The organism is Polyangium fumosum (assembly GCF_005144585.1).
Classification (GTDB): domain Bacteria; phylum Myxococcota_A; class Polyangia; order Polyangiales; family Polyangiaceae; genus Polyangium; species Polyangium fumosum.
The window spans coordinates 1-22,845 of the sequence record NZ_SSMQ01000117.1 but is presented as its reverse complement, the minus strand read 5'-3'; the positions used below and the strand labels follow the sequence as shown (position 1 = coordinate 22,845).

General features: G+C 67.2%; 17 protein-coding genes. All 17 read right to left on the bottom strand.

What is annotated here, in order from left to right:
• On the bottom strand, positions 1-2,690 hold a 2,690-nt coding region (locus E8A74_RS49205), incomplete at its 3' end, for a hypothetical protein (protein ID WP_136936138.1).
• A gap of 180 nt (positions 2,691-2,870) precedes the next feature.
• Positions 2,871-3,929: a type VI secretion system baseplate subunit TssG gene (tssG, locus tag E8A74_RS49200; protein ID WP_136936137.1), complete on the bottom strand. Its 1,059-nt coding sequence runs from the start codon at positions 3,927-3,929 to the stop codon at positions 2,871-2,873.
• Positions 3,893-5,701, bottom strand: a complete 1,809-nt coding sequence (gene tssF / locus E8A74_RS49195; protein WP_136936136.1) for a type VI secretion system baseplate subunit TssF — start codon at positions 5,699-5,701, stop codon at positions 3,893-3,895. The genes tssG and tssF overlap by 37 nt, the downstream gene beginning before the upstream one ends.
• The gene (gene tssE / locus E8A74_RS49190) at positions 5,698-6,174 is read right to left on the bottom strand and encodes a type VI secretion system baseplate subunit TssE (RefSeq protein WP_136936135.1); all 477 of its coding nucleotides are present in this window, start codon (positions 6,172-6,174) and stop codon (positions 5,698-5,700) included. Before tssE ends, tssF begins: the two co-directional genes overlap by 4 nt.
• 36 nt (positions 6,175-6,210) lie before the next feature.
• On the bottom strand, positions 6,211-6,705 hold the full coding sequence (locus E8A74_RS49185) for an Hcp family type VI secretion system effector (RefSeq protein ID WP_136936134.1): 495 nt from the start codon (positions 6,703-6,705) through the stop codon (positions 6,211-6,213).
• Positions 6,706-6,809: 104 nt separating this feature from the next.
• Positions 6,810-8,312: a type VI secretion system contractile sheath large subunit gene (gene tssC / locus E8A74_RS49180; protein ID WP_136936133.1), complete on the bottom strand. Its 1,503-nt coding sequence runs from the start codon at positions 8,310-8,312 to the stop codon at positions 6,810-6,812.
• A 20-nt stretch (positions 8,313-8,332) separates the two neighbouring features.
• Positions 8,333-8,833 (bottom strand): type VI secretion system contractile sheath small subunit, encoded by a 501-nt coding sequence (gene tssB / locus E8A74_RS49175; protein WP_136936132.1) that lies wholly within the window; start codon positions 8,831-8,833, stop codon positions 8,333-8,335.
• A 174-nt stretch (positions 8,834-9,007) separates the two neighbouring features.
• The gene (tssA, locus tag E8A74_RS49170) at positions 9,008-10,093 is read right to left on the bottom strand and encodes a type VI secretion system protein TssA (protein ID WP_136936131.1); all 1,086 of its coding nucleotides are present in this window, start codon (positions 10,091-10,093) and stop codon (positions 9,008-9,010) included.
• A 14-nt stretch (positions 10,094-10,107) separates the two neighbouring features.
• A complete protein-coding gene (locus E8A74_RS49165; RefSeq protein ID WP_136936130.1) occupies positions 10,108-14,160 on the bottom strand; it encodes a type VI secretion system protein in 4,053 nt (1,350 codons plus the stop codon).
• Positions 14,157-14,912, bottom strand: coding sequence for a DotU family type IV/VI secretion system protein (locus E8A74_RS49160; protein ID WP_136936129.1), 756 nt, complete (start codon positions 14,910-14,912; stop codon positions 14,157-14,159). The genes E8A74_RS49165 and E8A74_RS49160 overlap by 4 nt, the downstream gene beginning before the upstream one ends.
• A gap of 4 nt (positions 14,913-14,916) precedes the next feature.
• Entirely contained in the window at positions 14,917-16,245 is a 1,329-nt protein-coding gene (gene tssK, locus E8A74_RS49155; RefSeq protein WP_170229969.1) for a type VI secretion system baseplate subunit TssK, read from the bottom strand.
• A gap of 1 nt (position 16,246) precedes the next feature.
• Positions 16,247-16,567, bottom strand: coding sequence for a hypothetical protein (locus E8A74_RS49150; RefSeq protein ID WP_170229968.1), 321 nt, complete (start codon positions 16,565-16,567; stop codon positions 16,247-16,249).
• 360 nt (positions 16,568-16,927) lie between these two features.
• Positions 16,928-17,386, bottom strand: a complete 459-nt coding sequence (locus E8A74_RS49145; RefSeq protein ID WP_136936126.1) for a hypothetical protein — start codon at positions 17,384-17,386, stop codon at positions 16,928-16,930.
• Positions 17,387-17,868: 482 nt separating this feature from the next.
• Complete coding sequence (locus tag E8A74_RS49140) at positions 17,869-19,104, bottom strand: trypsin-like serine peptidase (protein WP_170229967.1); 1,236 nt, start codon at positions 19,102-19,104, stop codon at positions 17,869-17,871.
• Positions 19,105-19,137: 33 nt separating this feature from the next.
• Positions 19,138-20,220 (bottom strand): hypothetical protein, encoded by a 1,083-nt coding sequence (locus E8A74_RS49135; RefSeq protein ID WP_136936124.1) that lies wholly within the window; start codon positions 20,218-20,220, stop codon positions 19,138-19,140.
• A 1-nt stretch (position 20,221) separates the two neighbouring features.
• Positions 20,222-21,109, bottom strand: a complete 888-nt coding sequence (locus E8A74_RS54435) for a hypothetical protein (protein WP_211365638.1) — start codon at positions 21,107-21,109, stop codon at positions 20,222-20,224.
• 698 nt (positions 21,110-21,807) lie between these two features.
• Positions 21,808-22,815, bottom strand: a complete 1,008-nt coding sequence (locus E8A74_RS49120; protein WP_136936121.1) for a LysR family transcriptional regulator — start codon at positions 22,813-22,815, stop codon at positions 21,808-21,810.
• Between the last annotated feature and the right edge of the window lie 30 nt (positions 22,816-22,845).

The window sequence follows — 22,845 nt, the reverse complement described above, 5'->3', positions numbered from 1 at the left end:
GCCGCCGCGCCATCCGCGCCGCCGGCCCCGGCCTGCGCGCCCGCGCCGGCTTGCGCGCCGTCGCCGCCCTTGCGCGCGTCCTGGGCCTCCTTCATCGATTGCATCGCGGTCTTGCCGGCTTCCTTGACGATGTCCTTCGCCTTTTCGAGGCCCTTCGTCAGGTTCTCCGCCGACGCCTTGACCGCGTCGCCCGTCGCATTCGCGGCCTCCACGACCTCCGCGGCCGCGGCCTGCGCCGCCTGCGCCGCCTGCGTACACGTATCGGTCGCCTCCTTGGCGACCGCCGTCATCTTCTCCTTGGCCGCCGCAATGACGTTCTTGGCCTTCTCGCCCTCCGTCCGCACCTCGCCCATCTGCTGCGAGAGCACCCCCGTCAATGCATTCGCCGCGCCTTCGAATCCCGCCGCGCCCATCGCGGCCGCCGCCTGCTCCGCCGCCGAATTCACGGCCTCGGCCGCATTCACGCCCGCCGTCACCACGGCCGACGCCGCGTTCGCCGCCGACGCGATCATCCCTTCGAGCCCGCCCGACACCACGAGGTTGATCGCCCCCGCCGCGTCAAGCCCCGCGCCCGCCGGGATCACGAGCGCGAGCGAGCCCTGCACGGCGCCGAGATCCCCCTGGATCCCGCCGAGGACGCCATACGCCGCTTTCTTGATCTCCGAGAGCGCCGTCCGCGCCTTCAGGAGAATGTCTTCCTTCGTCGCATTGGCGAGCCCCTTCGCCAGCGCGATTTCCCGATCGACCGCGACCCGCGCCACCTGCTCCAGCTTCATGAGCCGCGCCGGGATGTCGTTGATGAGCGCGTTCGTCTTGTCCTCGAACGCCTTGCCGAGATCCTTGAAGCGCTGGATCGAGGTCTCCACCGTCCTGCGAATGGAAGCCACGAGCTCGAGGACCTGCGTCTCGATGAGGTCCTTCATCTCCGACGCGAGCTTCTTGAAGCGCGCCTCGGCCGCCTTGATCGTCGCCATGAGGTCGGCGAGCGTCTTCTCGTAGAACGTCTTGCCCGCCTCGACGAGCGCGTCCGCCGCGGCCTTGATCTGCTTCTTGCAGTTGTCGAGGTAATCGGGGATCTTCTTCGTGATCGCGTCGACGAGCGTCTTCTGCAGCTCCTCGAACGTCTTCTTGACCGCCTCGCCCTTGTCCTTGATGCTCGAAGCGATGCTCGTCGCGATCTGAACCGCCTGCATCGCGAGCTTCGGCCCGAGCGCGGCGATCTGCGCGACGACCTTGATGCCCTGCGCCTGGATCTTGGGCTTCAGCAGGGTCGCCTGCATCTCGAAGTCCTTGATCAGCTTCTCCCCTTGGGCCTTCGTCTTGGCCTCGATCTGCTTGATCGCAGCCTCGCCCTTCGCGCGGATCTTGGGGATGACCGAGGTGTCCTCGGAGTACCCGGCGCTGATGAAGTCGGCGAGCGCGTCGTCGTGGCCCTTCGCGCCCTCGGCCACGAGATCCCGGACGATCTTGTCGGCGTCGAGGTTCAATTCGGCCTGGAGCGCCTTGATCGAGGCGTTCATCTTGCCGCCGAGCTCCTCGACCGAGCCCACGACGGAGTCCTCCATCGTCTGGAGGATCTTCTTGCATTCGGTCTCGAACGTGCCGAGCAGCTCGTTCGCCGCCTTGCGCACGTCTTCCAGCGTGCCGAGCGTCAGGTCGCGGATCTGTTCGAGCAGCTTGTCGAGAAGACGATCGAGATCCGCCTTGATCCCTCGCACGAGCGCAAAGCCGTCCGCGAGGAGTTTGTCGATGGTGCTCGTGATCGTGAGCAGCGCCTCGTTGAGCAGCTCCGCCGTACGCGCCACGAGCCCGTGCGCGAGGTTCGAGATCTCGTCGATCGTCTTCTGGATCGCGTCATTGACCTTCGCGATGATGTCCTGCGCGCACTTGTTGATGCGCTCGGGGACCTCGCCGATCGTGCGCCGCACGTCGCCGATCGTCTGCTTGATCGTGTCGTTGGTCTGCTTGACCAGCGACTTCAACGTCTCGCGCGCCTGCTCGATCGAGTCCTTCGTCGCCGAGCGCAGCTCCGCGACGACAGCGTCGACGTTCGCCGACATCTCGACCTTCGCGCCGTCGTGATCCGGCACCTTCGCGAGCGCAAGCTCGAACTTGGCGCGCAGATCGGCGCCAATCCCCTCGATCTTGCCGTCGATCTGCCCGCCGAGATCACCGAGCTTCTGATCGACCGTGTCCGACTGCGCCTTCACCGCGTCGAGGACCTTCGTCGCCTGATCCTCGCCGAGCTGCCCGATCTCGTCGATCTTGCCCTTCGCCGCGTCGGCCGCGCTCTGAATCTGATCCTGCGCCGTCTTGACGAGCGAGTCCTTCTGCGATTCGAGTTTGCCCTCGACCTCGTCGACGAGGCCGTCGAGCTTGCCCTTGGCCGTCGAGATCGCGTCCTGGCCCATCTTCTTGAGCTCAGGCGTGATCCCTTTGAGCTGGCCCTCGGTCTCCTTGATCGCCGTGTCGATGCCGGACGAGATCCCGTTCTTGGTCTCGTAGAGGGCCTTGTTGAGCTTGAGGATCTGCTCTTCGGCCTTGCCGATGATCTGGTTCGTCGAGTCGCGGACGGTCGAGACGCCCTTCGTGACCGTGACCTCGGCCTTGTCGATCTGCTCCGAGGCGAACTTCCCGAGCTTGCTCGGAATGCTCTCCGTGGCGCCCTGGCTCTGTTCTGCGGTCGTCATGCGGCTAGGAACCGTCCTCTCCCAATGGCGCGGTCACGGCGAGCGATGCCCACGAAATCGGGATGTCACGATACCGCGGCGCGCGCGCCGTTGACAAGCCTCACCCCCTGCCAGACGCCTCTTCTCCCCTCTCCCGCGAGGGGCAAGGGGTGAGGGGGAGGGCGGCGGTGAGGGAGTCCTTCAGCCCGGCGCCTCGCCGAGCCCCTTCCGAATGGCCGCACGGGACAAACGGACCTCGCGGTTCTCGCCGCCGTTCTTGTTCACATTTCCGAGCCAGGCGATCTGGCCGAGGAGCGCGCACGTGGTCCTCCCGAGCTCGATCCGCGGCGCCTCGCCCTCGGCGAGGACGAGGATGAGGCCGAAGTGGAATCGTGCGCCTGCATAAAAACGCACGAGGGAGCAGAGAGGCGCGAGCGCGTCGCCGTCCGGCAGGAATCGAAGGAATTCCCCGAGCTTCATGGGCCCGATGCGCAGATCGAACGTCGACTCCTGATCCCAGAAACGCCCCCCGAGGCAAGCATCACGACCGAGCGCGCGGTTCTGGCCGGATCGGCCGATCGCCGTGCGATCGGCGTCCTCGATCGGGTGAAAGGCCCCGGTGAGCGGGATCGGCTCGATCGCAACGCCGAAATGCCGGCGGAGGATCGCGACGAGGCCTTCGAGCGAGCGGGCCTCGCTCCCCAGGTTCGCCGCGTGTTCGAGCAGCGCCCGATCCTGGACCGCGAGCCGGCCTTCGAGCGCCTTGAAGCCGAGGCCGAGCAGGGCGAAGAGGTGCCGCGCCGCATCGTCCTTCTCGGGCGAGGAGGCGCCGAGGCCGACGCGGTGGCCCTTGCGGATGCGATAAGCGAACGAGACGAGGCGGTGGTTGAAGATGTCGAGGAAATCACGCGCCGCGGTGTCGCCGCGGACGGCGCGCATGTAAATCGACTCGACGATCGGCGGCGGCAGCGGGCCGAGGGCGCCGCCGAGGCCGAGGAAGTTCACGAACATCTTCGCGGGCTCGCCCTCGCGGTGCGGCGGGCGAATGCGCGCGACGTCGGTCTCGGGGAAGTCGAGCGCGACGCTCCCGGCAAACCGCACGGACTCGCGCGACGGATCGGAGCCCTCGCCGAGGGGAACGGCATCCCCCTCACGCCAGTGTTCGAGGAGGGAGACGGCCTGATAAAAATCGAAGGCGTGCCCCTCGTCGAAGAGCCAGGCCTCTACAGAAGGGCTCTTTCGCCAGCCGTGGGCGGCCATCGTTTCCAGACCTCCGCGCGCGACGCGCGCTTCAGCACGAGCTCGGTGAACGCATTGATGTGCGCTTGCAAGGCGAAGAATCGGCTCAGGATCGAGGCCAGGAGGACCGGGCTCGATCCGGCGAACTGCTCGTCCGCGAGCGTGAGCGTGATCTCGAGGCCCCGGCAATACCCCCGCCACGCGTCGCTGCCGAGGCGGCGGGTGACCACGCGGCTCGACACTTCGAGGAGCGCGTCGATCTGGCGCTCGGCGTCGGGCGCGTCGCCGAAGACGTAGGCGCGCAGGCTCTCGCGCAGGGCCATGACGCCGGTCTTGCCGTCCGTGATCGAGAGGTGGTTCTGCGAGAGGTTCGAGACGAGCCGCCAGAGCGCTTCACCGCCCATGGGCGCGGCGCGCTGGGGCGTCGGTTTCGTGAGACAAACGATTTTCCGCGCCGGGACGGGACGCTCGGGCGAGAGCTGCGTGTCCTTGGCGATCTCGTTCGCGAGGTCGCGGTTCGTGCAGAGGACGCCGGCGTAGACGGTCTCCGACGGGGGACGCGCGAGCTTGAAATCCGTGTCGACGAACGTGAGCCAGAGGTCGGTGCCCGGCAGCTCCTTGCGGCCCGTGGCGACGCGGCGCGCGTGCCAGAACGCGCGCGGCCGCTCGCCCGCGCGGTGGTGCACGAAGGAGAAAAAAGGCGCGTAGTCGATCTGCTTGGGCTCACCGGGCGCGGTGGCCGCGACGCGCGTGATCGAATGGACCTCGGTGGTCCGCTCGCGGCGCGCGTCGGCGACGAGGCGATACTCGGGCCGCGTGTGATCGACACGGATGGGCTCGGCGCTGCGCGGGAAGAGGTTGATGATCGGCGTGCAGCCGAGCTTCAACGTCGTCGGGCGGACCGCGACGCCGGCCGGCGGCTTCTGATCGAAGAGGACGAGGATCTTCGCGTTCTTGCGCGGCGGGAGCTTCGGCAGGTCGACGTCGAAGAAATGAAACTTCTCCGGGAACGCGAAATACTCCTGCACGAGGCGATGGCCGCGGTGCGCGTGCGGAGGATAGGGCAGGACGTCCTCGTTCGCCTCGAAGCCCACGGGCCGAATCTTGCCGTACGTCCAGTCGTGGGAGGGGTTTTCCCCGACGACGAGGACCTGCACGGCGTGCGCCGCGAGCAGATCGTAGAGGCGCGCCGCGCCCATGCCGCCGCCCGTGATGTGGAAGCGCAGCGAGCGCATGCCGAGTTTGTCGAGGGGGACGCCGCCGGTCGAGATCTCGATCTCGAGCGCCGCCGCGGCGTTCGTGAGCAGCCACGAGGGGACGTCGAGGTTCTCGGGCGGGACCATGCCCGCATTGACGATCTCGATCGGCCAGAGCGTGACCGGAAACGCCGTACGGAAATAACAAACAGGGCCGCTCTGCGAGGCCGCGAAGAGCGGCGTGTGCTTCTCGACCGTGTACCCGGAGCCGAGCTTGGCCTCCTTCGGGTCGATCTCGAACCCGGCGATCGCCATCGCCGGCACGGGACACGCGAGCTGCGGATAGAGCGCGCCGAGCAGCGAGGTCGTGTAAATCGGCAGCTCGGCCTCGATGTCCCGCGTGAGGCGCGCCGAGAGGAACGCAAAGGCCTCGACGAGGCGCTCGACGTGCGGATCGGACGAGGCCTGGCTCGACGTGCCGAGGCGCGCCGCGATCTTCGGATAGTCCTTCGCGAACTCGGCGCCGCGCTCGCGCAGATACGCGAGCTCACGCGCGTAGAGCTCGAGCATCTCGCGATCCGGATCTCCCTTGCTCATGACGCCCCCTGGCTCCCGTCGAGCGGAGCCTCGAACGAGAGCGGCTCACGCACCTCGTCCGTGACGAGCGTCGCCGAGAGCGCGACCACGAGGCGCGCATGCGGCGGCGCGTCCTCGCGTCGCTTGATCTCCACGCGTACGTTCTGGAGCCTCGGCTCGTACGCCTCGATCGTCTTTTGCACGAGGCGCACGAGGCGCCGAAGCTCCTCCGGGACGAGCGCACGGCCGCCGAGCTCGAGGTCGGGCAAACCGTAATCGATGGTCGTGCGCTGTCGGGAGAGAGCCTCGTCGCCGGAGATGGGGCTGCGGGTGCCGAGGATTCGACCGAGCTCGCGGGCCACCGAGGCGCGCAGCCCGTCTCGATCGAGGGTGCAATAGGGGACCGCTTCTTGTTTTTGAGCAGGGTTCTCGTCGACCAACCGGTCGAACAGGGGAACCCTGCCCGCGCTCGTGGATCCCCACGCTTTCGCCATTCTGTCGTTCCCCTGGGACGATGAAACGTCCTCGGGTTAGAGCTTCTTGTTCTCTTCGAGCGTCCAACCCGCCTCGGCCGTGCCCTTCTTGCCGGCCGGCGAAGGCTGGCCCTGCTGGGCGTACGACCACTTAATCTTGCGGTAGTTGAACGTGACCGTCTCGATGGGACGACCGCCGCTGCCGCCGCTCACGGAGACGTTCGTCAGGATCACGTCCTCGAACGTGATCTTGTAATAAAGGACCATGTCGCCGTCGTTCTTGTCGGCCTGGAAGACGGTGAGCTCGGCCTTCTTGATGTTGTCGCCGCCGCTGCACTTGAGGTTCAGCGTGGGCGACGTGATGTCGAGGAACTTGCTGAACGTGAAGTCCTGATGAACCGTGCGGCCATGCGAGCGCGCGTTCGCCGAGGCGCCCGCCGTGAGGGGCATCGCGACGCCGTGGCTGAAGGAGAGGATCTCGACCTTGTCCTTGCCCTGGCTCGCCGTGCTCTCGCCCTTGACGCCTTCAATCTCCAAAAAACTCGTTTCCATCGTTCACTCCTCCGCGTCCCCGTCGACGGTCACCGCCCGCGCGCTCCGTTCGAGCGCGGGGCGGTAACTTCCTGATCATACCCTACACTGATTTGCGAGGCCCGTCACGCCACAGGAGGCGGAAGCTCCGCCACGAGGCGCATCGAGACCGTGAGCTCGTTGAGCTGGAAGTGCGGCTTCAAGAAAACGACGGCACGGTACGCCCCCGGCTTGCCGGGAACGTCGGTGACGTCGATCCGCGCCTCGCGTAGCGGCAGCCGCGCCTTCGTCTCCTGACCCGCGTCGTCGTTCAGGAGCACGTAGTCCGCGATCCAGTTGTTGAGGTACGACGACACGTTGTCCTTCGTCATGAAGCTGCCGATCTTGTCGCGCATCATGACCTTGATGTAATGGGCGAACCGGCTCGTCGCCATGATGTACGGGAGCTGCGCCGAGAGACGGGCGTTCGCCGTCGCCGAGGGCAGGTTGTACACCTTGGGCTTGTTCGCGGTCGCGCCGCCGAAGAACGCGGCCTGGCCGCTGTTCTTGCGATAGCAGAGCGAGATGAACCCGAGCTCGGAGAGCTCGTTCTCGCGGCGATCGGTGATCGCCACCTCGGTCGGCGTCTTCACCGCGAGATCCCCCTCGCTCGTCTTGAAGACGTGCACCGGGAGGTTCTCGACGAGGCCGCCGCCCTCGACGCCGCGGATCGCCGCGCACCAGCCATAATGCGCGAACGCGTTCGTGATCCGCTGGCCGAGCGCGTACGCCGCGTTGCCCCAGAGGAAGTTCTTGTCCTCCGCGCCGACGTTCTCCTCGTACATGAAGCCGTCCACCGGCACGCCCTTCGGGCCGTAGGGCAGGCGCATGAGGACGTGCGGCAGGACGAGGCCGACGTAACGGCTGTCCTCGGTCTCGCGGAACTCCTTCCACTGGATGAGCTGCGTGCTCTCGAAGAGCTTGGCGAGATCACCGGGCACGCCGATCTGGCCGAAGTTCTCCATGTCGAAGAGGTGCGGGCTCGACGCCGAGATGAAGGGCGCGTGCGCCGCCGCCGCGACCTTCGAAAGCTCGGTCAAGAGGCCGACGTCCGGGCTCGAACCGTCGAACTCGTAGTCGCCGAGGAGCAGGCCGTAGGGCGCGCCGCCGAACGTGCCGTACTCCTCCTCGTACACCTTCTTGAAGAGCGAGCTGCGATCGAACTCGGGCGAGGCCTCGAAATCCTTGCGGAGCTCGTCCTTGCGGACGTTGATCACGCGAATCTTGAGCCGCGTGCTCGTCTCCGTGTTCATGACGAGGTAGTGCAGGCCCCGCCACCGCGCTTCGAGATACTGGAACTCGGGCGCGTGCAGGATCGCGTCGAGCTGCTTGCCGATGATCTCGTCGATCTCGTTGATGCGATCCTGAATGGCCGCCACCGCGCCGAGATCGATGGCGCGCTGCTTGTCCTTCGGATCCCGCTCGTCGAGGATCTGCTGGCAGAACTCTCCGACGATGTCGCGGGCGTGCTTCTTCTGAACGGGGTTGTCCCCCCGAACCATCGCGCCCTCGGAGAGGATCTGATCGATGATCGCCCCGCCGTCCGCGCTCGAGGCGATGAGTTCTTTGACGCTCGTAGTCTCCGGCATGTTCGTACCCTCCGCGCGGCCTAGCTCTGATCCTTGGAAACTTCCGCCGTGATCTTCTGGAGAGCCTCGGTGCTCTCCATGACCTCACGCAACGCGGCCGAGAGCTCGTCGTTGCCTTCGAGCTTGCCGAGGAGGTCGTTCAGGCGCTCGCGCGCGCGGAGCAGCTTGCGGAGCTCCGGGATGCGCTCGACGAGGCGCTCGGGCCGAAAATCGTCGAGGTGCGTGAACGTCAGCGGGATCGAGATCTTGCCCGCCCCTTTGATCACGTCTTCGACCTTCACCGTGATCTCCGGCTTCGTCGAGGCGAGGACGTCGTTGAAATTGTCGCGGTCGATCTCGACGAACTTGCGCTCCTTCAACTTGGGCAGCGGGTTCGCCGGGTTCTGCCCCAGGTCGCTGAGCACGCCGACCACGAACGGGATCTCTTTCTTCTCGATTGCGTTGCCCGTCTCGACGTCATACGTGATCTGCACACGCGGCGGACGGTTTCGGTCCAGCCAGTGCTGCTTGCTCTCTGCCATCGATGGCTCCCTTCCTCGGCTCTCGCGGCGACGCCGCGGCTTTTGAAGTCTCCGAAAAACCGCCCGCGCACGGCGTGTACTCGTGGGCATTACCCTTTTACCGTGCCCGGGCTCGTCAACACAACACCCTCGTGAGGGCGCTCGCTCCCTCCCGCCTCGGGTCCCTCCCCCCGGTTACTCCTCCCTCCCGCGCATCCCGAGCAGGCGCTGTATCGCCACGAGATCGTCGGGGTTCCCCACGAACTCGTAGAGGAGCTGGGCGAGCGACATGTTGCCCCACTGCACCGCACGTTTGACCAGGTACGGCACCGGGCTGTGCGGCTCGGTCCGCATGAGGTACTCGGCCGCCTCGGCGAGCCGATAATAAGCGTCGGCGCGGCTCGAGATCGCAAACGATCCGCCGCCTCCCCCTCCCCCGCCCGGCGTCGTGAACCCCGCCGCAGCCGCGACCGCCGCGGCCGATCCGAGCGGCGGCGCGCTCGCCGCGGGCGCGCTCACCTCCGGGCTGCTCTCGCCGTTGATGCGCGCCGCGTCGCGGGCGAGCACCTCGATCTGCGCGAGGACCTCGCGCACGCGGCGGAGCGTGGGCGAGCGCGGGACGTGCGCCGCGATCGCCGCCTCGGCCGCCTCGGCCGCCATGATCGACGTGCCCGCGTCGAGCGCGATCTCGGACCAGCGCGTCACCGCGCCGCCGAGCGAGATCTTGGCGAGCAGCGATTCTCGTGTCGGCCGCGCGCCCTCCCCGTCCCCGTCGGGCGCAGCCTGCCCGCCGAGCTCCCAATCGAGCAGCGAAAACGACCCGTCGCCGTCCCCGAAAGGCGTGCGGCGCAGGCGATCCGAGAGGATGTCGTCCATCCACTCGTAAAGCGCGACGCGCGCCGAGGCATCGTCGTCGTCGCCGAGCGCGGGGAAGAGGCCCTCCCAGTACCGCTCGCAGAGCCCCGCGACGAGGGACAAACCCTGGCCGAGGCCCTTCACGCGGGAGCGCCGGAGCCAGGCCTCGACGAGCCAGGCCGCGATCTGGAGGTCCTTCGATTTCTTGCGCAGCGCCTCCTGGCAAAGTTTGTCCACGAGCGCGAAGTCGGCGACCTTGAGCTTGGTCTCCCATTCGCCCATGGGCAGCGAAGGATCATCCTCGCGGCGCGCCTCGCGCACGCGGTCGTACGTGCCTTCGTACCGGAGAGACGTGCCACTCGGCGCCTCCTCGGAGATGGGCAGGAGGAGCGTCTCCAGATCGATGAGCGGGGCCTTCGTCGACATCGAGGCTCTGTCTCCTAAAGGTTCGGAGCGGTCGCGGGGAACTCGGGGTACCTGAGCATCCGGTCTTTCTCGACGCCGGTGAGCGCGAGGCGGACGAAGACACGGACGGTGTTGGCGTCGGTGCCGACGCGCTCGATGAAGCCGCCCGTGGAATCGGGCGACGATTGCACGACGAAGCCGAGCACGTGGGATCCACCCTCGGTCTTCTGCGAGCCGTCACGCGCGGAGCTCTGGTGGAATGCGATCATGCGCAAGAGCGCCCAGGGGCCGCGCTCCTCGAACGTGACGGTCCGCTCGTTCACGAAGACATTCGGGCCCTGCGTCGAGAGCGGCACGTCGAGGCTCGTCTTCGCCCAGCGCAGATCGACGCGGACGGGGTCGTTCACGCGCCAGCTCGCCTCGGCCTTGGGGCCGTCGCGGAAGAGGCGTTCGTCCGCGAGCCGCATGGCCCACTCGGCGATGCGGTTGCCGCCGACCTCGAGGCCGGGATTGACGCGGAACTCGACCTTGACGTCGTAGATGCCGTCCTCGGCCGACTCCACCTGCGCCCACATGGGCATCATGAAGGCGCGGACGGCCTCGATCTTTTCGAGGAAGCGCCCGACCTCGCCGGCCGAGGCCTTCGTGTCCTTGCCGAGGACATACCCGAAATCGGAGCGGAAATCGGCCGCGTCCTGGAGGAAGCGCCGCACGGTCTCGGGGCGCGCGTCCTCGACGCGGATGCCCGGCTCGATCTTGACGAAGGGGAACTTGCCCGACAGCTCGCGGTTGAAGGTGCGGCGGAGCGCGGCATAACGATCCCGCATCTCCTCGCTCGCGAGGACACGGCAGCGCTCGCGCAGCTCCTCGACGATGTACTTCTGTTTGCCCGCGAAGAAGCCACCCGCGCCGTCGACGCCGGCGCGTTTGTCGAGCTCGGCGATGCAGTTCTTCGCCGTGATGAGCGGCAGGTCGGAGAGCATGAGGGTCTCCAGGTTCGAGACCCCGTTGCCCGCCTTCTTGTTCTCGTAATCCTTGAGCGGCCAGGCGACGTTTTGCCAGAGCGAGACGTTGGGATCGCCGCTCGCGTCGCCCGCGATCTCGGGGCTCTCCATGGCCGCGAGCAAGGGCTCGGCGAGCTCCTTGTGCATCGTGGCCGCGCGCGTGCGCTGGGCCGCGGCATACTCGGACAAACGGCCGGCGTCGGGGACGCTGAACGCCTCGAAGGCGGGCGTGGATTTGCCGTCCCACCAGGTGAAGCCGCCCTTCTTCAGGCCGTAGAGGTTCTCGGCGCGGAGGACGTCGGCGGCGCGCCCGAGCACCTCGGAGCCCTGGCCGCGCATGAGCTCGCGCAGGCGATCCCGCGTGTCGTCCATGCGCAGGCGGACGAACGCGCCGATCATCTCGCGGATGGGGGCCATCGCCATGCCGAGGTTCGCCGCGTCGCCGCGGACGGTTTCGAATTGGCGATTGTTGTTCCCGGGCAGCGGCGTGGCCGGGCGCGCGGCGCGGGCGACGGCCCCGAGGGTGCTCGCCTTGATCTGGCGGACCGTGAGATCGGAGATCGTGTTGCGGATGCGCGCGTCGACCGTCTTGAGCACGCCGCCCTGGAGGAAGGTCTCGTAGTCCTTGGGCAGGCGCGCGGCCTCCTTGAGGACCTCGGCGTCCCAGTCGACGCGCGACCGATCGAGATCGGACGTGAGGGTCTTCTCCTCCTCGGCCGTCATGAACGTCTGCTGGCGGAGCGCGTCGATGGGCGCCTTGAGCCCGAGGATGAAGGGCGAGAGGCGCATGAGCAGGACGCCGCCCTTGCGCTCCAGGATGGGCCCGGAGAGGGGCGCGCCGGCGCTCGCGACGTAGGTCTTGAGATCGAGCAGGCGCGCGTCGACGCCGCCGCGCAAGGACGCCTCGACGTCGGCGCCGAGGAGGCGCGAGTTCTTGACGGTCTTCAAGAGGCCCGCGATGCCCTCGTTCGGCGGGAGCGACTCGCCCGAGACCCAGGAGAGCGTGGGCGCGCCGAGGTGCGCTTCGACGCGCGCGATCGCGTCGCGCAAGGTCCAGAGATCCTGCGCGGTGTACTCGGCGCCCTTCGTCTCCAGATCCTTGAGGCTCTGCACGAGCTGCTCGACGTCGGCGCGGACGACGGCGTCGCTGTAGGCTTCGAGGACACGATCCTGCAGGCCCTTGAAGAGCGCCGTGGCCTTCTCGCGCGCAGGATCCCGGCGCGGGGCGAGGTCAAACGGTTGACGGCGCGCGCCGCGGGCGAGGGCGTTGCGGTAGTAGTCGACCGCGATCGTCGGCGAGGTCTTGTAGCCGAGCAGGTAGTCCGAGAGATCGGCGACGCTCTGCATGCGGGCGTCGGGCGTCGCGTCCTTGGGCAGCTCGCCGAGCAGGCCGTCGTGGCGCGCGACGTGGGCCTCGAACGCGGTGAGCTCGCGGAGCCACGTTTCGAGGAGGATGTACTCCTGGCTCTTCTCGACGCTGAGCGGGAAAAACGCGTCGGGCGGGGGCTGCGGCGGGAGCGGGCGGAGCAGGTGCGTGGCCTCCTCCGTGAGGCCGGCGCGGAACGTATCGACGAGGACGTGCTCGAGCGCGACGACGAAGGCCGTGTCGACGCGGCGGTCGAGGCGACCCCACCAGGACGCCGGGTTCAGCGGCGAGCGCAGGCGGCCCGACTCCTCGATCGTCTCGAGCTTCTCGATGAGCGCCTTGGCGCGGAGCTTCTTGGCGTCGAAGCTCGCCTCGGTGCCCGGGGTCTCGCTCTTCGCCGAGAGGACGTTGCTCTGGACGTCGCGCAAGAAAGGCATCACCGCGGTCGTGCGGCGTTCGAGGCGCGAGGCGTCGATCCAGAGGGCCGCGAGGAAGGCGCCGCCGAGGCAACACGCCACGATCTGGAGCGCGAGGTTGATGCGCTGGCGGCGGCGCAGCGCGGTGGCCGCGGGCTTGCCGAGGTTGCGCTCGGCGAACACTTTGTGCTCGAACAGATCCTTCGCGAAGAGGACCTTGCCCGGCGCGGCGGCGGCCGCGGGCTTCGGCGGCGCGGGCGCGGCGGGGGCGGCGCCGGGGGCCGTGAGCTGCGGGGGGCCCGCGGGCGGATCGGCGAGGCCGCAGAAGTAGATGCCGCGGAGGGTCAGCGTCTCCTGGCCGGCGCCTTCGAGGAAGACGGGATCGACGTAGGTGCGCAGGCCGTCGGCGAGGGACTCGATCTCGCTCGGGAAGAGGAAGAAGTCGTCGGGGGAGCGGACGACGGGGGCGCCGGCAAACCGCCGCGCCTGGTACCGGAGGAGCGCATCCCGGACGGTGCCGAGCGCCTCTTCGACCCAGTCCTCGGAGCCCTCGGTGAAGGGCGGGTGCGGGCTCGACCAACCGAGGATGTCGTCGCGGCCGGTCTGCGTGACCTCGATGCCGAGGCTGCGGAAGCCGGAGAGGCGATCGGTCTGCGTGACGATCACGTAGACCGGCACGTTCATGCCGAGCGTCTGCTGCGCGAGGGAGACGGCGGCGCGCAGGATCGTCGCCTTGCGCTTGCGCTCGGCCGGCGTGGAGCGCGCGGTCTGCATGACCTCGCCGCAAGGGACCGTCAACAGGATGCCGTCGACGGGGCGATCGGGGTGCAGGCGCTTGAGCTCGTTCAAGAGCGCGCGGTACGGCGGATCGGGCGCAGGCGTGCCGCCCTCCCCAAAGAGGAGGCGGCCGGCGACGTCGACGAGCAGCGCCTTGCCGAGCATCCAGAGGTTGACGGCCGCGGTGTCGCCGGGCGCGGGATCGCCGCCCTCGATGAGCTGGACGCTGAGGCCCGAGCCGCCGAGGAGCGTGGTCTTCCCGGACGAAGGTTCGCCGAGGACGAGGTACCGCGGCATCTCCTCGCGCGCGGTCTTGTCCTGGACCTTCTTGACGAGCGCGGCCTTGGCCTTGGCTACGGCGGCGCGGATCTCGGCCGTGGGATCGGGTTTGCCCTCGCGCTTGGCGAGCTCCAGGGCCTTCTGCGCTTTTTTCTTCTGCGCGAGGAAGAGCGCGTACGCCCCGGCCACGACGACCGCGAGCGCGACGAGGCCGGCGACGATCTTGAGGAGGGTGCCGACGGTCACGTGGCGTCCTCGATGCGGTCGAGCACGTCGTCGAGCTCGGCCGTGCGATAAAGCCAGAGGATCTCCCCGATGACGATCCAGCCGAGGATGACGACGAGAAACGGCAGGAGGCCTCGGGAGAGGGAGGGCAAACGCTTCTGCGGCGCGTCGGCCGCGGTGTGCTCGTGCGCCTGGGGGCAGAGGTCCTCGCCGCGGACGATCTCGGGATCGGTGCGGGCGAGGAAGTCGACGATGCGCTGGCGGTAGGTCTCGGGCTCGCCGGTGCCGAAGGGCGCGTAACGTCCGCGGAAGCCGAGCGCGAGGGCCGTGAGGTAAACGGTGAGGAGCTGCGACGAGGCGGGGATCCGCCCGTTGAGGGCGTCGTCGATGCGGTTGAAGAAACGGTCTCCCGAGTCGCGCGTCTGGAAGACGACGGACTCGAGCGGTTTGTCCGCCCAGGGCTCCTTGCCGGTCCAGTCGAGGTGGAGGAAGACCTCGTCGGCCATGGCGATCATGACGTAGCGGGTCTCCTCGAAGAGGCGGCGCTCGTGCTCGGGGAGCGAGCCCTGGACCTTGCCCGCTTGTTGCTCGAAGGCGTCGAGCAGGCGCTGCTGGACGGCGTCGTACGGGAGCACGCCGCCCGAAGCGACGACCACGCGCTTCTGCGTGACGACGTCCGCGTGGAAGTTGCAGAACGCGTCGACGAGGACGCGCTGATCCCGCAGGGCAGCCTGCTTGGGAGAGAGCGCGGGTCGTCCCGGAGAAGCAGCCATCCCCCTACCCGCTCTTCACGTAGAGGACCGCCTCGGAGGGCCCGCTCTGCCCCGTCGGATCGGCCGTGTTGCACAAGGTGAGCGGTTCGCCCGGGTCGAGGAAGACGCTCTGCTCTTCGAGCTCGAAGAGCAAGATGCCGGGCGTGGCGACGAGATCGCCGTTGCGCTCGACGCGCTTGCGTCCGGCGCCGAGGATGCGGCTCTCCTGCATGGTGCGGAGGCGCCCCGGGGCGCCGATGAGCGCGCCGTTCATCCAGTTGAGGAGCTGATCCTCGCGCACGCCGCGCGCCGCGCGGACGGCGACGACGAGGGCGCGGGTCCGGAACTCGCGCTGGAAGAGGACGTTGTACTTGCCGTCCTTGAGATCGAAGGGGTAGGCCGTGAAGGACTCGATGATGCCCTCGTCGACCATGCGGAAGATGTGATCGCGGGCGTTCTCGTAGGTCGTGCGGAGATCGTCGTGCCGGTACTTGGGCAGGAGCGGCGGGACGGGCGTGCGCGCGAGGGCGGAGATCTGCCCGAGCAGGCCCGTGAGCGCGACGAAGAGCGAGAACGGGTGCGGGCGCTCGGAGTAGAGGACGGCCTCGAAGGGAGGGAGCGCCGCGACGAGGCACTGGATCTGGCGGCGCACCTCGCCGATGAGCTCGCGATCGGTGGTGCGCGACAGGAAGTTCGCCTTCTCGGCGAGGCGCATGGCCTTCTCGCGCAGGCGACCGGCGAGACGTTGACACATCTCGTCGAGGTCCGATCCGGGCGTCACGCCGAGGGTGGGCGGGATGTACCCGGTCGAGACGAACGCCTCGCCTTCGAGGCGGACGCGCGCGATGGGGAGGCACACGAGGCGCGGCGGAGGTTCGGCGGCGACGAGGAGGCGGACGCTCGGCGCGATGCGCGGGATCTCGAGCGGATCCTCGCCGGTGTGTTCGTCGACGACGGGCGCGCCTTCGGCGGAGCGGTTGCGCGCGAGGTCCGCGGCGGAGGCGGAGACGGCCGCCTGCGCGCGCGGGACGGCGAGGTAGACGGTGGCGGGTGCGTCGCGGACGAGCGCGGCCTGGGGGCGCAGATCGACGGAGAGATCGTGTTTGCCGCCGGCGTGATGGACGAGGGTGCCATCGGGCATGATGGCCTCGACCTGCTGGATACGAAGGAGGCCGCTGCCGAGCGTGCCTTCGGCGAGCTTCAGCGAGACGATGCCGTGGTGGTAGGGCGAGGCCTGGCCGAGGTGGTAGGCGAGCAGGCGCTCGGACCTGCGATCGGCCTCCTGGAAGTGCTGCGGCGACAGGAGCATCCCGTCATGCCATTGAATCGCGAGCGGAATGTCGTCGGCGCTCATGTCATTCCTCCGGAGCATCGAGGGGGCTCACGACGAGGTCGTCGTCGCCGAGGTCGACCCGCATCCGGCGTTGCGGGCCGATTCGAAAGCGATGATCGCCGGGCGAGCGATAATTGGCAAAGATGACGGCGCCGACGGCCTTGCCGTCGACCTCGACGACCATGGGCGGGGGCGCCTGGCCCGGGACGAATTCCCAATCCCACTCGGTGAACGCGGTGCCGCTCGGGAAATCCCGGCGCATCTGCTCGCGCTGCTCGTACCACTGCTTGGCGGTGAGCTTGATGATCTGGTCGAAGAGCTTCGCGTCCTGGACCGCGACCATGGTCATGGGGACGGGCGAATTCCGGTTCGCCTTCGCGGTGATTGCGACCTCGACGAGAAACCGCGTCGCCGGAGGCCCCGAGGAGCACCCCAGGCTCCAAGGAAGGGCTAGGGCGAGCGCTGCGATCCATCGCGCCCTGCCCATCACCCCACCCCGAACGTGCCTGGAGTTACCCATGAGTCTCGTAAGGGTAGAGCGATCGTGTGCGACGGGTCTACAAACTCGCGAAGGTAGCGTACGGAGGAGAATGGAAACGATGGGTTAGCGCGGACGGCTGTGCGATGGCCGTGGAGGGGGGGGCAGGAGTTTGGGGCGTAGCTCGGCTCGTCCGAGCTACGCCCCAAAGCGTCGAGCGAAGGGCTACTTGTCGAGGCTTGACGTGGCCGCGGCTTTCGCGGCTTCGTTCTTGCGACGGGTCTTCGCGGCCTTGAGCGCGGCCTGGGCGTTGTAGCGGAGGGTCTTCTCGAAGGGCGCGAGGATGCCCTTGTCGCGGGTGCGCTGGGCGGTGGACTTGGCGATGTCGACCATCTGGGCGATGGTGTTCTCGCGCTGGTGGACCTTGAGGCGCCTCGACTCGCGGGTGGCCTCGAGCATCTTCTCGAGGACCGCTTCCTTCTTGGTGAGGGCGTCGATGCTCTTCGTTTCGACGGTGAAGCGCTCGTAGACCTTCGCGGGGATCCCCGCGGCATCGCCGAACACAGGAATCGCGCCGGCGAGCTCGTCGACGACGTCCTCAATACCAGGCTGCACGCCGCGGAAGCCCTTGGAGGCTCCGGCGGTGAGGTCGACGAGGTCATCCTTCACGTCGACGAGGGTCACATCAAAAGGGCCAGCATAAGGAGAGAACGTACCAGTCGTCATCGAGCACCTCCGGTTCGGGGTGCGTGTTCGACGTTGATGGCGGATATTTCCTGGAAGGGCAGCACGATCGCGTCATGGGGGGAGGCTGAGGACGGGCTGGCGGAGGGTGAGGGCAGCCTGCGGGAGGGTGAGCTCAACCTGCGGGAGGGTGAGTTCAACCTGCGGGAGGATGAGGACAGGCTCGCAGGTGGGTGAGAACGGGTTGCGGGCAGGAGGAGGTCAGCCTGCTGGGTGGGTGAGGACAAGCTCGAAGGTAGGTGAAGACGAGCGGACGATGGCTGAGGACGGGCTGGAGGAGGCTGAAGACGGCTTGGCCGGTAGGCGAGGGCGGGCTGGAGGAGGAGGGAGGACAGGCTAACGGGCTGGCGAGGACGGGAGGGCGGGGAGAAGCAGGGGCAGGCAGGGGGTGGTTCGTGGTCGAGCCGTGCTGGCTGCCGACCCTATTTCGGCAATTTCGGGGCGAAGACGGAAGACAACGTCGCGATTTCTCCGCCGCACCCGATGTCCGGGCACACGATCGACTTCACGCATGTTCCGTCATATTCGAAGTCGGTCTCGCCACGAATCAGAATCCCCTCGACGACCCCCTTCTTGTTGAATACCGGCGACCCCGAGTTCCCACCATAGGTATCGAGGTTCGCCCTGAAAACCTGCCCGATCACCTCCCTCACGACAGCGTTGCCGGCGTATTTCAGCGGCAGACCGGACGGGTGGCCTATCACGAAGATGGCGTCGTCCTTGTGCGGGACCCCCTCACGACGAACGCTCGCAGGAGTGTGACCGACCACGGTGCGGTCGAGGCGGACGAGCGCCCATTCACCGTCATCGGCTTTGCCTTCGGTCGCCTCCTTTCTGTGGATGATCTCCCTTCCGGAATACACGTCGCTTGCCGGCAAGATCGTTCGAGGCGTCGATGCTGCCGAAGCGACATAGCCAAAGACGAACCTGGTCTCGGTGACGTTGCTCTTGTCGACGCAATGCGCTGCCGTCACCACGATGTCCGGTGCGGCAAGGAAACCGGTGCACTTCGCGCCCACAGGCTGTTCGCGAAAACGCTCGCTGGAACATAGTGGCCACTTTTTGTCTGGACCGAACATACGTTGACCGAACGTTATGCTCGTCGAGAGTGCGACCTTCCCGCCGGCAGGACGTTCGACCAATGAGCTCGGAAAAACGGCAACCACGCTATCCGAGAGCCTGACCATGGTGTCGTCGTCACCAGGACCTACCGGGTAGTTCGTGGGATTCGCTGCCGTCCCTTGACCAACCTTCCCCACGTCCTTGATGTCGTCCTTCTGATTGATGCGGAAGATCTCTTGCTGCCGCTGGATCAGCTTCGTGAGGATTGCATCCGAAGGGATCTGCTCAAGCCCCGGAAATCCTCCGCCCGCCATCTGCGGGGCGAGGCCGAACTCCCCCTTGGGGACAGCCGTCGTCGACTGCGCCCGCCGTCGCAGTTCCTTCAACAAGTCGATGTGTGAGGCCCCTTCGAGCGCGGACGCTGGGGAAGCGGCTCCACCAGGAGCCGCAGTGGGGCTGTTTTCCCCAGAAGACCCCTGGGGCCTGGCTTCGTTCGATCCAGCCCGTGTCTCGCTAGCTGCGGAGGTATGCTCGTGTCCCACGCTGCATCCTCCGGCCAAAGTGATCATCGCCATGAGAGCAATAAAAACCTTCATGGGCATTCTCCTTCATCGTCCACTGGAATGTACCTACTCGATTGCCTGGAGGAGCCTGGTCAGCAAACTGGCGTCCACACTGAGACCAAGGAAGGCCCTGGTTGCCTCGATCTGCCATCGTTTGTCCACCGGCACTTCGGTCCCGCCAGTGAAGCGATCGCCGGACTGGTAGCCCCCTGCCAGCGTCGGCACGGTATGGAAATGGGCGCCGAGGAGGAAGCCGAAGCCCGGAAATGGCTCGACCAGCCCGGCGAGGTAGAGGTGGTCGAGCGGTTCCACGACCGAAATTCCGAGGGCAACACCGAACCACTCGCCAGGGGAGCGCAGACGCGAGCGTTTGACGTCCACGGGAACGGGGCGGAATGCGACGAAGGGAATCGGGGGAGCAATCCCCACGAGGTGCTTGTCCTCCACGATGATGGGCGTGTTCTCGCCTTTCACGGTAACCGCACGATAATCCACGCGCGTGCTGAAGTCGTAGATGAGCCCGAGCCCGATGGTGAACCGATGCAGGGCGAGCGTCGGCACCTGGATGTTCTTGCTCTCTTGTGATCCCGCCCGCAAGGTGGCGCTGGCACCACGGTCCGAACTGCACCCTTTCACGACTCGCAGGTTGTGGAGTTTGTTGCTTTTAGCTGCGACGTCGCCAACTTCATTCGCCTTATTACCGCCCCCAGGCGGTGCGATTCGAACAGGGCTTGCACCATCACATACGGTAACCTGGAGCTCTTCGATCGCTTTTTTAGAATCACTCGACACCACGGCGAGCACGATCGTGTCGTCCTCGTCTACCTGGGGCAGAGGCTCGATTGGCGTCCCATCCTCCCAGAAGAATAAGACATGGCGATCATCCTCGCGGCATACGATATGCCCTGGGCTAAGAAGCCATACATCTACACCAGGAGCGCACCTCGTGTCCGTGATTTTTGCAACCTTCACCCCATCTGCATAGGCAGCACGCAAGGCTTTCCGTACGGTGTCGGTGTCCTCGGAACTCGTTGACGGGCTCGCAGCGGGTTGGGCCTTGGGGCCACAGCCGATCAGGGCGGTCACGAACGCTACCGTGATCGCCCGCGTCACAAAGCGCATACGTTGAAAAGCAACCTGATCCATCATGTCAACCTCCATCCGCCTCCGCACCGCCATCCACGCCTCCGCTGCCACCCATCCCCTCGGCGCCGCCCCCGTCCATGCCGCCTCCGCCCCCGCCGCCTCCGCTGCCACCCATCCCCTCGGTGTCGCCCCCGTCCATGCCGCCGCCACTGCCGCCTCCGCCTCCGCTTCCGCTTCCGCCGTCCGCGCCCGCATCCGCAGCCGGCTTCTCCCGCTCGATACGGGCTGTTGCAATCGCGAGCATTTTCTTCTGCGCAGGCTCGCATTCCGCTTCGCCGCCCGTGTGCGAATACACCGTGGCTACGAGGCGCACATCGCCGTCCCCCTTGGGCACTTGTACAAGGAAGCCGCCCTGGCGAACGCTCCGGTGTTTCGTTTCGCCCGTCTCTTCGTCCTGCGATTCCGTCTCGGTAGCCGAAAGCAACGCGATATCGGGCAGGACGAGATCTGCGCTCGTGCCTCCCGAAGACGCATCGCCGCCGCCCATGCCGCCGCCGCTTCCGCTCTCGCCGCCGCTTCCGCTCTCGCCGCCGCTTCCGCTCTCGCCGCCGCTGCTTTCGCCGCCGGCACCGTCAGTGTCCTTCTTCTCGCAAAACACCGGGCCGGGGAGTGTTTCCGAGGTCGCGCCTTTGGCGCCTACGTACAGGATTACGCGTGACGTTGCCTCCGCGTCCTTGTCCTCGACCTGCTGGAGCTCCACCAGCACCAAGACGGGCCCGCCATCTTCATCCACCGACCCGACCTCGGGGATCAGGCGCAGCGTCGTATCCGGGACCGGATAATCTGGAGGGCCATCACAAGTGGACGCCAGGGTTCCAGCCGACAGCGCCATCGCCACCGGCAGGCTCCAGAGCCAACTCTTCATCCATGGGACATGCAGGGTTCGTTTCATTCGTTTCCTCGACCACAACAAATCCCCCCAAATTCACACTACATAACACCCAGGGTGACGTCAGCAAAAAAAGTGCTGTGGCATCCGGACGACGCCGTTTTGGTGTTCGATCTCGCGGATGAGGTCCACGTCGTCGGCCACATGGCCCTCGACCTACTGCACGTCTTCCCGGTAACTGCCGCTCCCGGACCAAGAAGGCTCAGCGGCAGTGCTGCGGACCCCTGCGCCATCCTGAGCTCGAAGCCTCCGCCGGAGGCACTTCGTCTGCCCATCGCCCGCGCATCGGCGGAACCACCGCGCGCAGCAGAGGGCAACGTCACGCCCGGAACCACCCGCAGGCCGTTTCCACGTCACAACGCTCGCAGCGAGGATGGCGAGGACACGACGTTGCCCGACGCGAGCACGGGAGCATCACGCTCGCGCGATGGGACCACGAGCCCTCCCCGTCCTGCGTGCCTCAACCGTGCTGGCGTTCAGTTCACGGGGAACCAGTACGCCATTGTCCATCGCCGACACCGCCTTGAGCCGGAGATAGCTCGCACTTCCGCTCCTCGACGCGTTCCCCAAAGGCATGCCGAGCTCCGGATCTACAAAACGTGCGGCGCAGGTGATTCGCAAGCGGCTCGGGATCAAGCCGAGGAGTACGCCATGCGCCCTCCCAAGCCCGCGCGCGCCGCGGAGGGCAAGGAGACAGCCGGCTAGCGCGACGATACGGGCCCCGGCTTGCGCCCGGTGGAGGGGCGAGGCGCTGAGCGCAGCGCCTTGCCGTGCGCGACCAGCGCGTCCTTGAGGCGCATCGCCCCGCGCGTCTTGTGCAGGTCGCCGCGGTAGACGAGATGGATCGCATCGTCGAAATGGGGGAGGTCTGGGTGCAGCCGCACGAGGCCCTCGCCCGCGCCGTAGGCAGCGACGCGCCTCGGCAGGATGCCAATGCCAATCCCCTCGAGGACGAGCGTCTTGACGAGCTCGAAGTCGCCGCACGAAAGCTCGCGCTCTGCGACGACACCCTCGCCCTCGAGCTGGATGATGAGCGCTTGGCTCTCGGTGACCCGCTTCGCATGCACGAGGGGGCCGCGCCGGATGCGGTCATACGCGGCAGAGAGTGTACGGGCCGGGCTTTCGGCGGTGAAAAAGTCCACCGCGTCTTCGAACATCCGGACGAGCACGAGGTCCGGGTGAGGCGAAGGGTTCACCACCACCCCGAAATGGACCTCGCGGGCGACGACGGCGTCGCGCACCCCGGCCGACGAGCCGTTCCACAAGGTGAGCTCGATCCCTGGCGCCTCGACCAGAAAGCTCTGCATGAATGCAGGGAGGAAATAGGCGCCGAGCGACTCATGGCAGCCGACGACGAAGCGCCCGGTCTCCTCCTCCTCCAGGCCGCGGATGCGCTGCTCTGTACGAGCGACCATGGCGAGGATGTCGTCGACGTCGCGGGCGAGCGCGAGGCCCGTCTCGGTGAGGGCGACGCCACTGCGTCCGCGGTGCAGGAGCGTCGTGCCCAGCTCACGCTCGAGGCGCTGCATCGCGAGCGTCAAGCTCGGCTGGCTCACGCCGAGGCTGCGCGCGGCGGCCGTAATGCTCCCGCGGCGCGCAACCTCTTGAAAGGACTGCGTATTCCGAACCCACGTAGGCACGCGTTCCGACGGCACGTGGGCACGCGTTCCGACGGCACGTGGGCACGCGTTCCGACGGCACGTGGGCATCGATTCCGATGTGACATGGCCACCAGGTCG

Coding starts and splice junctions, on each gene's coding strand:
- tssB (WP_136936132.1), bottom strand. CDS start 8,833: ATGGCAGAGAGCAAGCAGCACTGGCTGGACCGAAACCGTCCGCCGCGT.
- tssE (WP_136936135.1), bottom strand. CDS start 6,174: ATGGCGAAAGCGTGGGGATCCACGAGCGCGGGCAGGGTTCCCCTGTTC.
- tssC (WP_136936133.1), bottom strand. CDS start 8,312: ATGCCGGAGACTACGAGCGTCAAAGAACTCATCGCCTCGAGCGCGGAC.
- E8A74_RS54435 (WP_211365638.1), bottom strand. CDS start 21,109: ATGAAACGAACCCTGCATGTCCCATGGATGAAGAGTTGGCTCTGGAGC.
- E8A74_RS49185 (WP_136936134.1), bottom strand. CDS start 6,705: ATGGAAACGAGTTTTTTGGAGATTGAAGGCGTCAAGGGCGAGAGCACG.
- E8A74_RS49120 (WP_136936121.1), bottom strand. CDS start 22,815: ATGCCCACGTGCCGTCGGAACGCGTGCCCACGTGCCGTCGGAACGCGT.
- E8A74_RS49135 (WP_136936124.1), bottom strand. CDS start 20,220: ATGATGGATCAGGTTGCTTTTCAACGTATGCGCTTTGTGACGCGGGCG.
- E8A74_RS49140 (WP_170229967.1), bottom strand. CDS start 19,104: ATGAAGGTTTTTATTGCTCTCATGGCGATGATCACTTTGGCCGGAGGA.
- tssA (WP_136936131.1), bottom strand. CDS start 10,093: ATGTCGACGAAGGCCCCGCTCATCGATCTGGAGACGCTCCTCCTGCCC.
- tssF (WP_136936136.1), bottom strand. CDS start 5,701: ATGAGCAAGGGAGATCCGGATCGCGAGATGCTCGAGCTCTACGCGCGT.
- E8A74_RS49150 (WP_170229968.1), bottom strand. CDS start 16,567: ATGGTCGCGGTCCAGGACGCGAAGCTCTTCGACCAGATCATCAAGCTC.
- E8A74_RS49160 (WP_136936129.1), bottom strand. CDS start 14,912: ATGGCTGCTTCTCCGGGACGACCCGCGCTCTCTCCCAAGCAGGCTGCC.
- tssG (WP_136936137.1), bottom strand. CDS start 3,929: ATGGCCGCCCACGGCTGGCGAAAGAGCCCTTCTGTAGAGGCCTGGCTC.
- tssK (WP_170229969.1), bottom strand. CDS start 16,245: ATGAGCGCCGACGACATTCCGCTCGCGATTCAATGGCATGACGGGATG.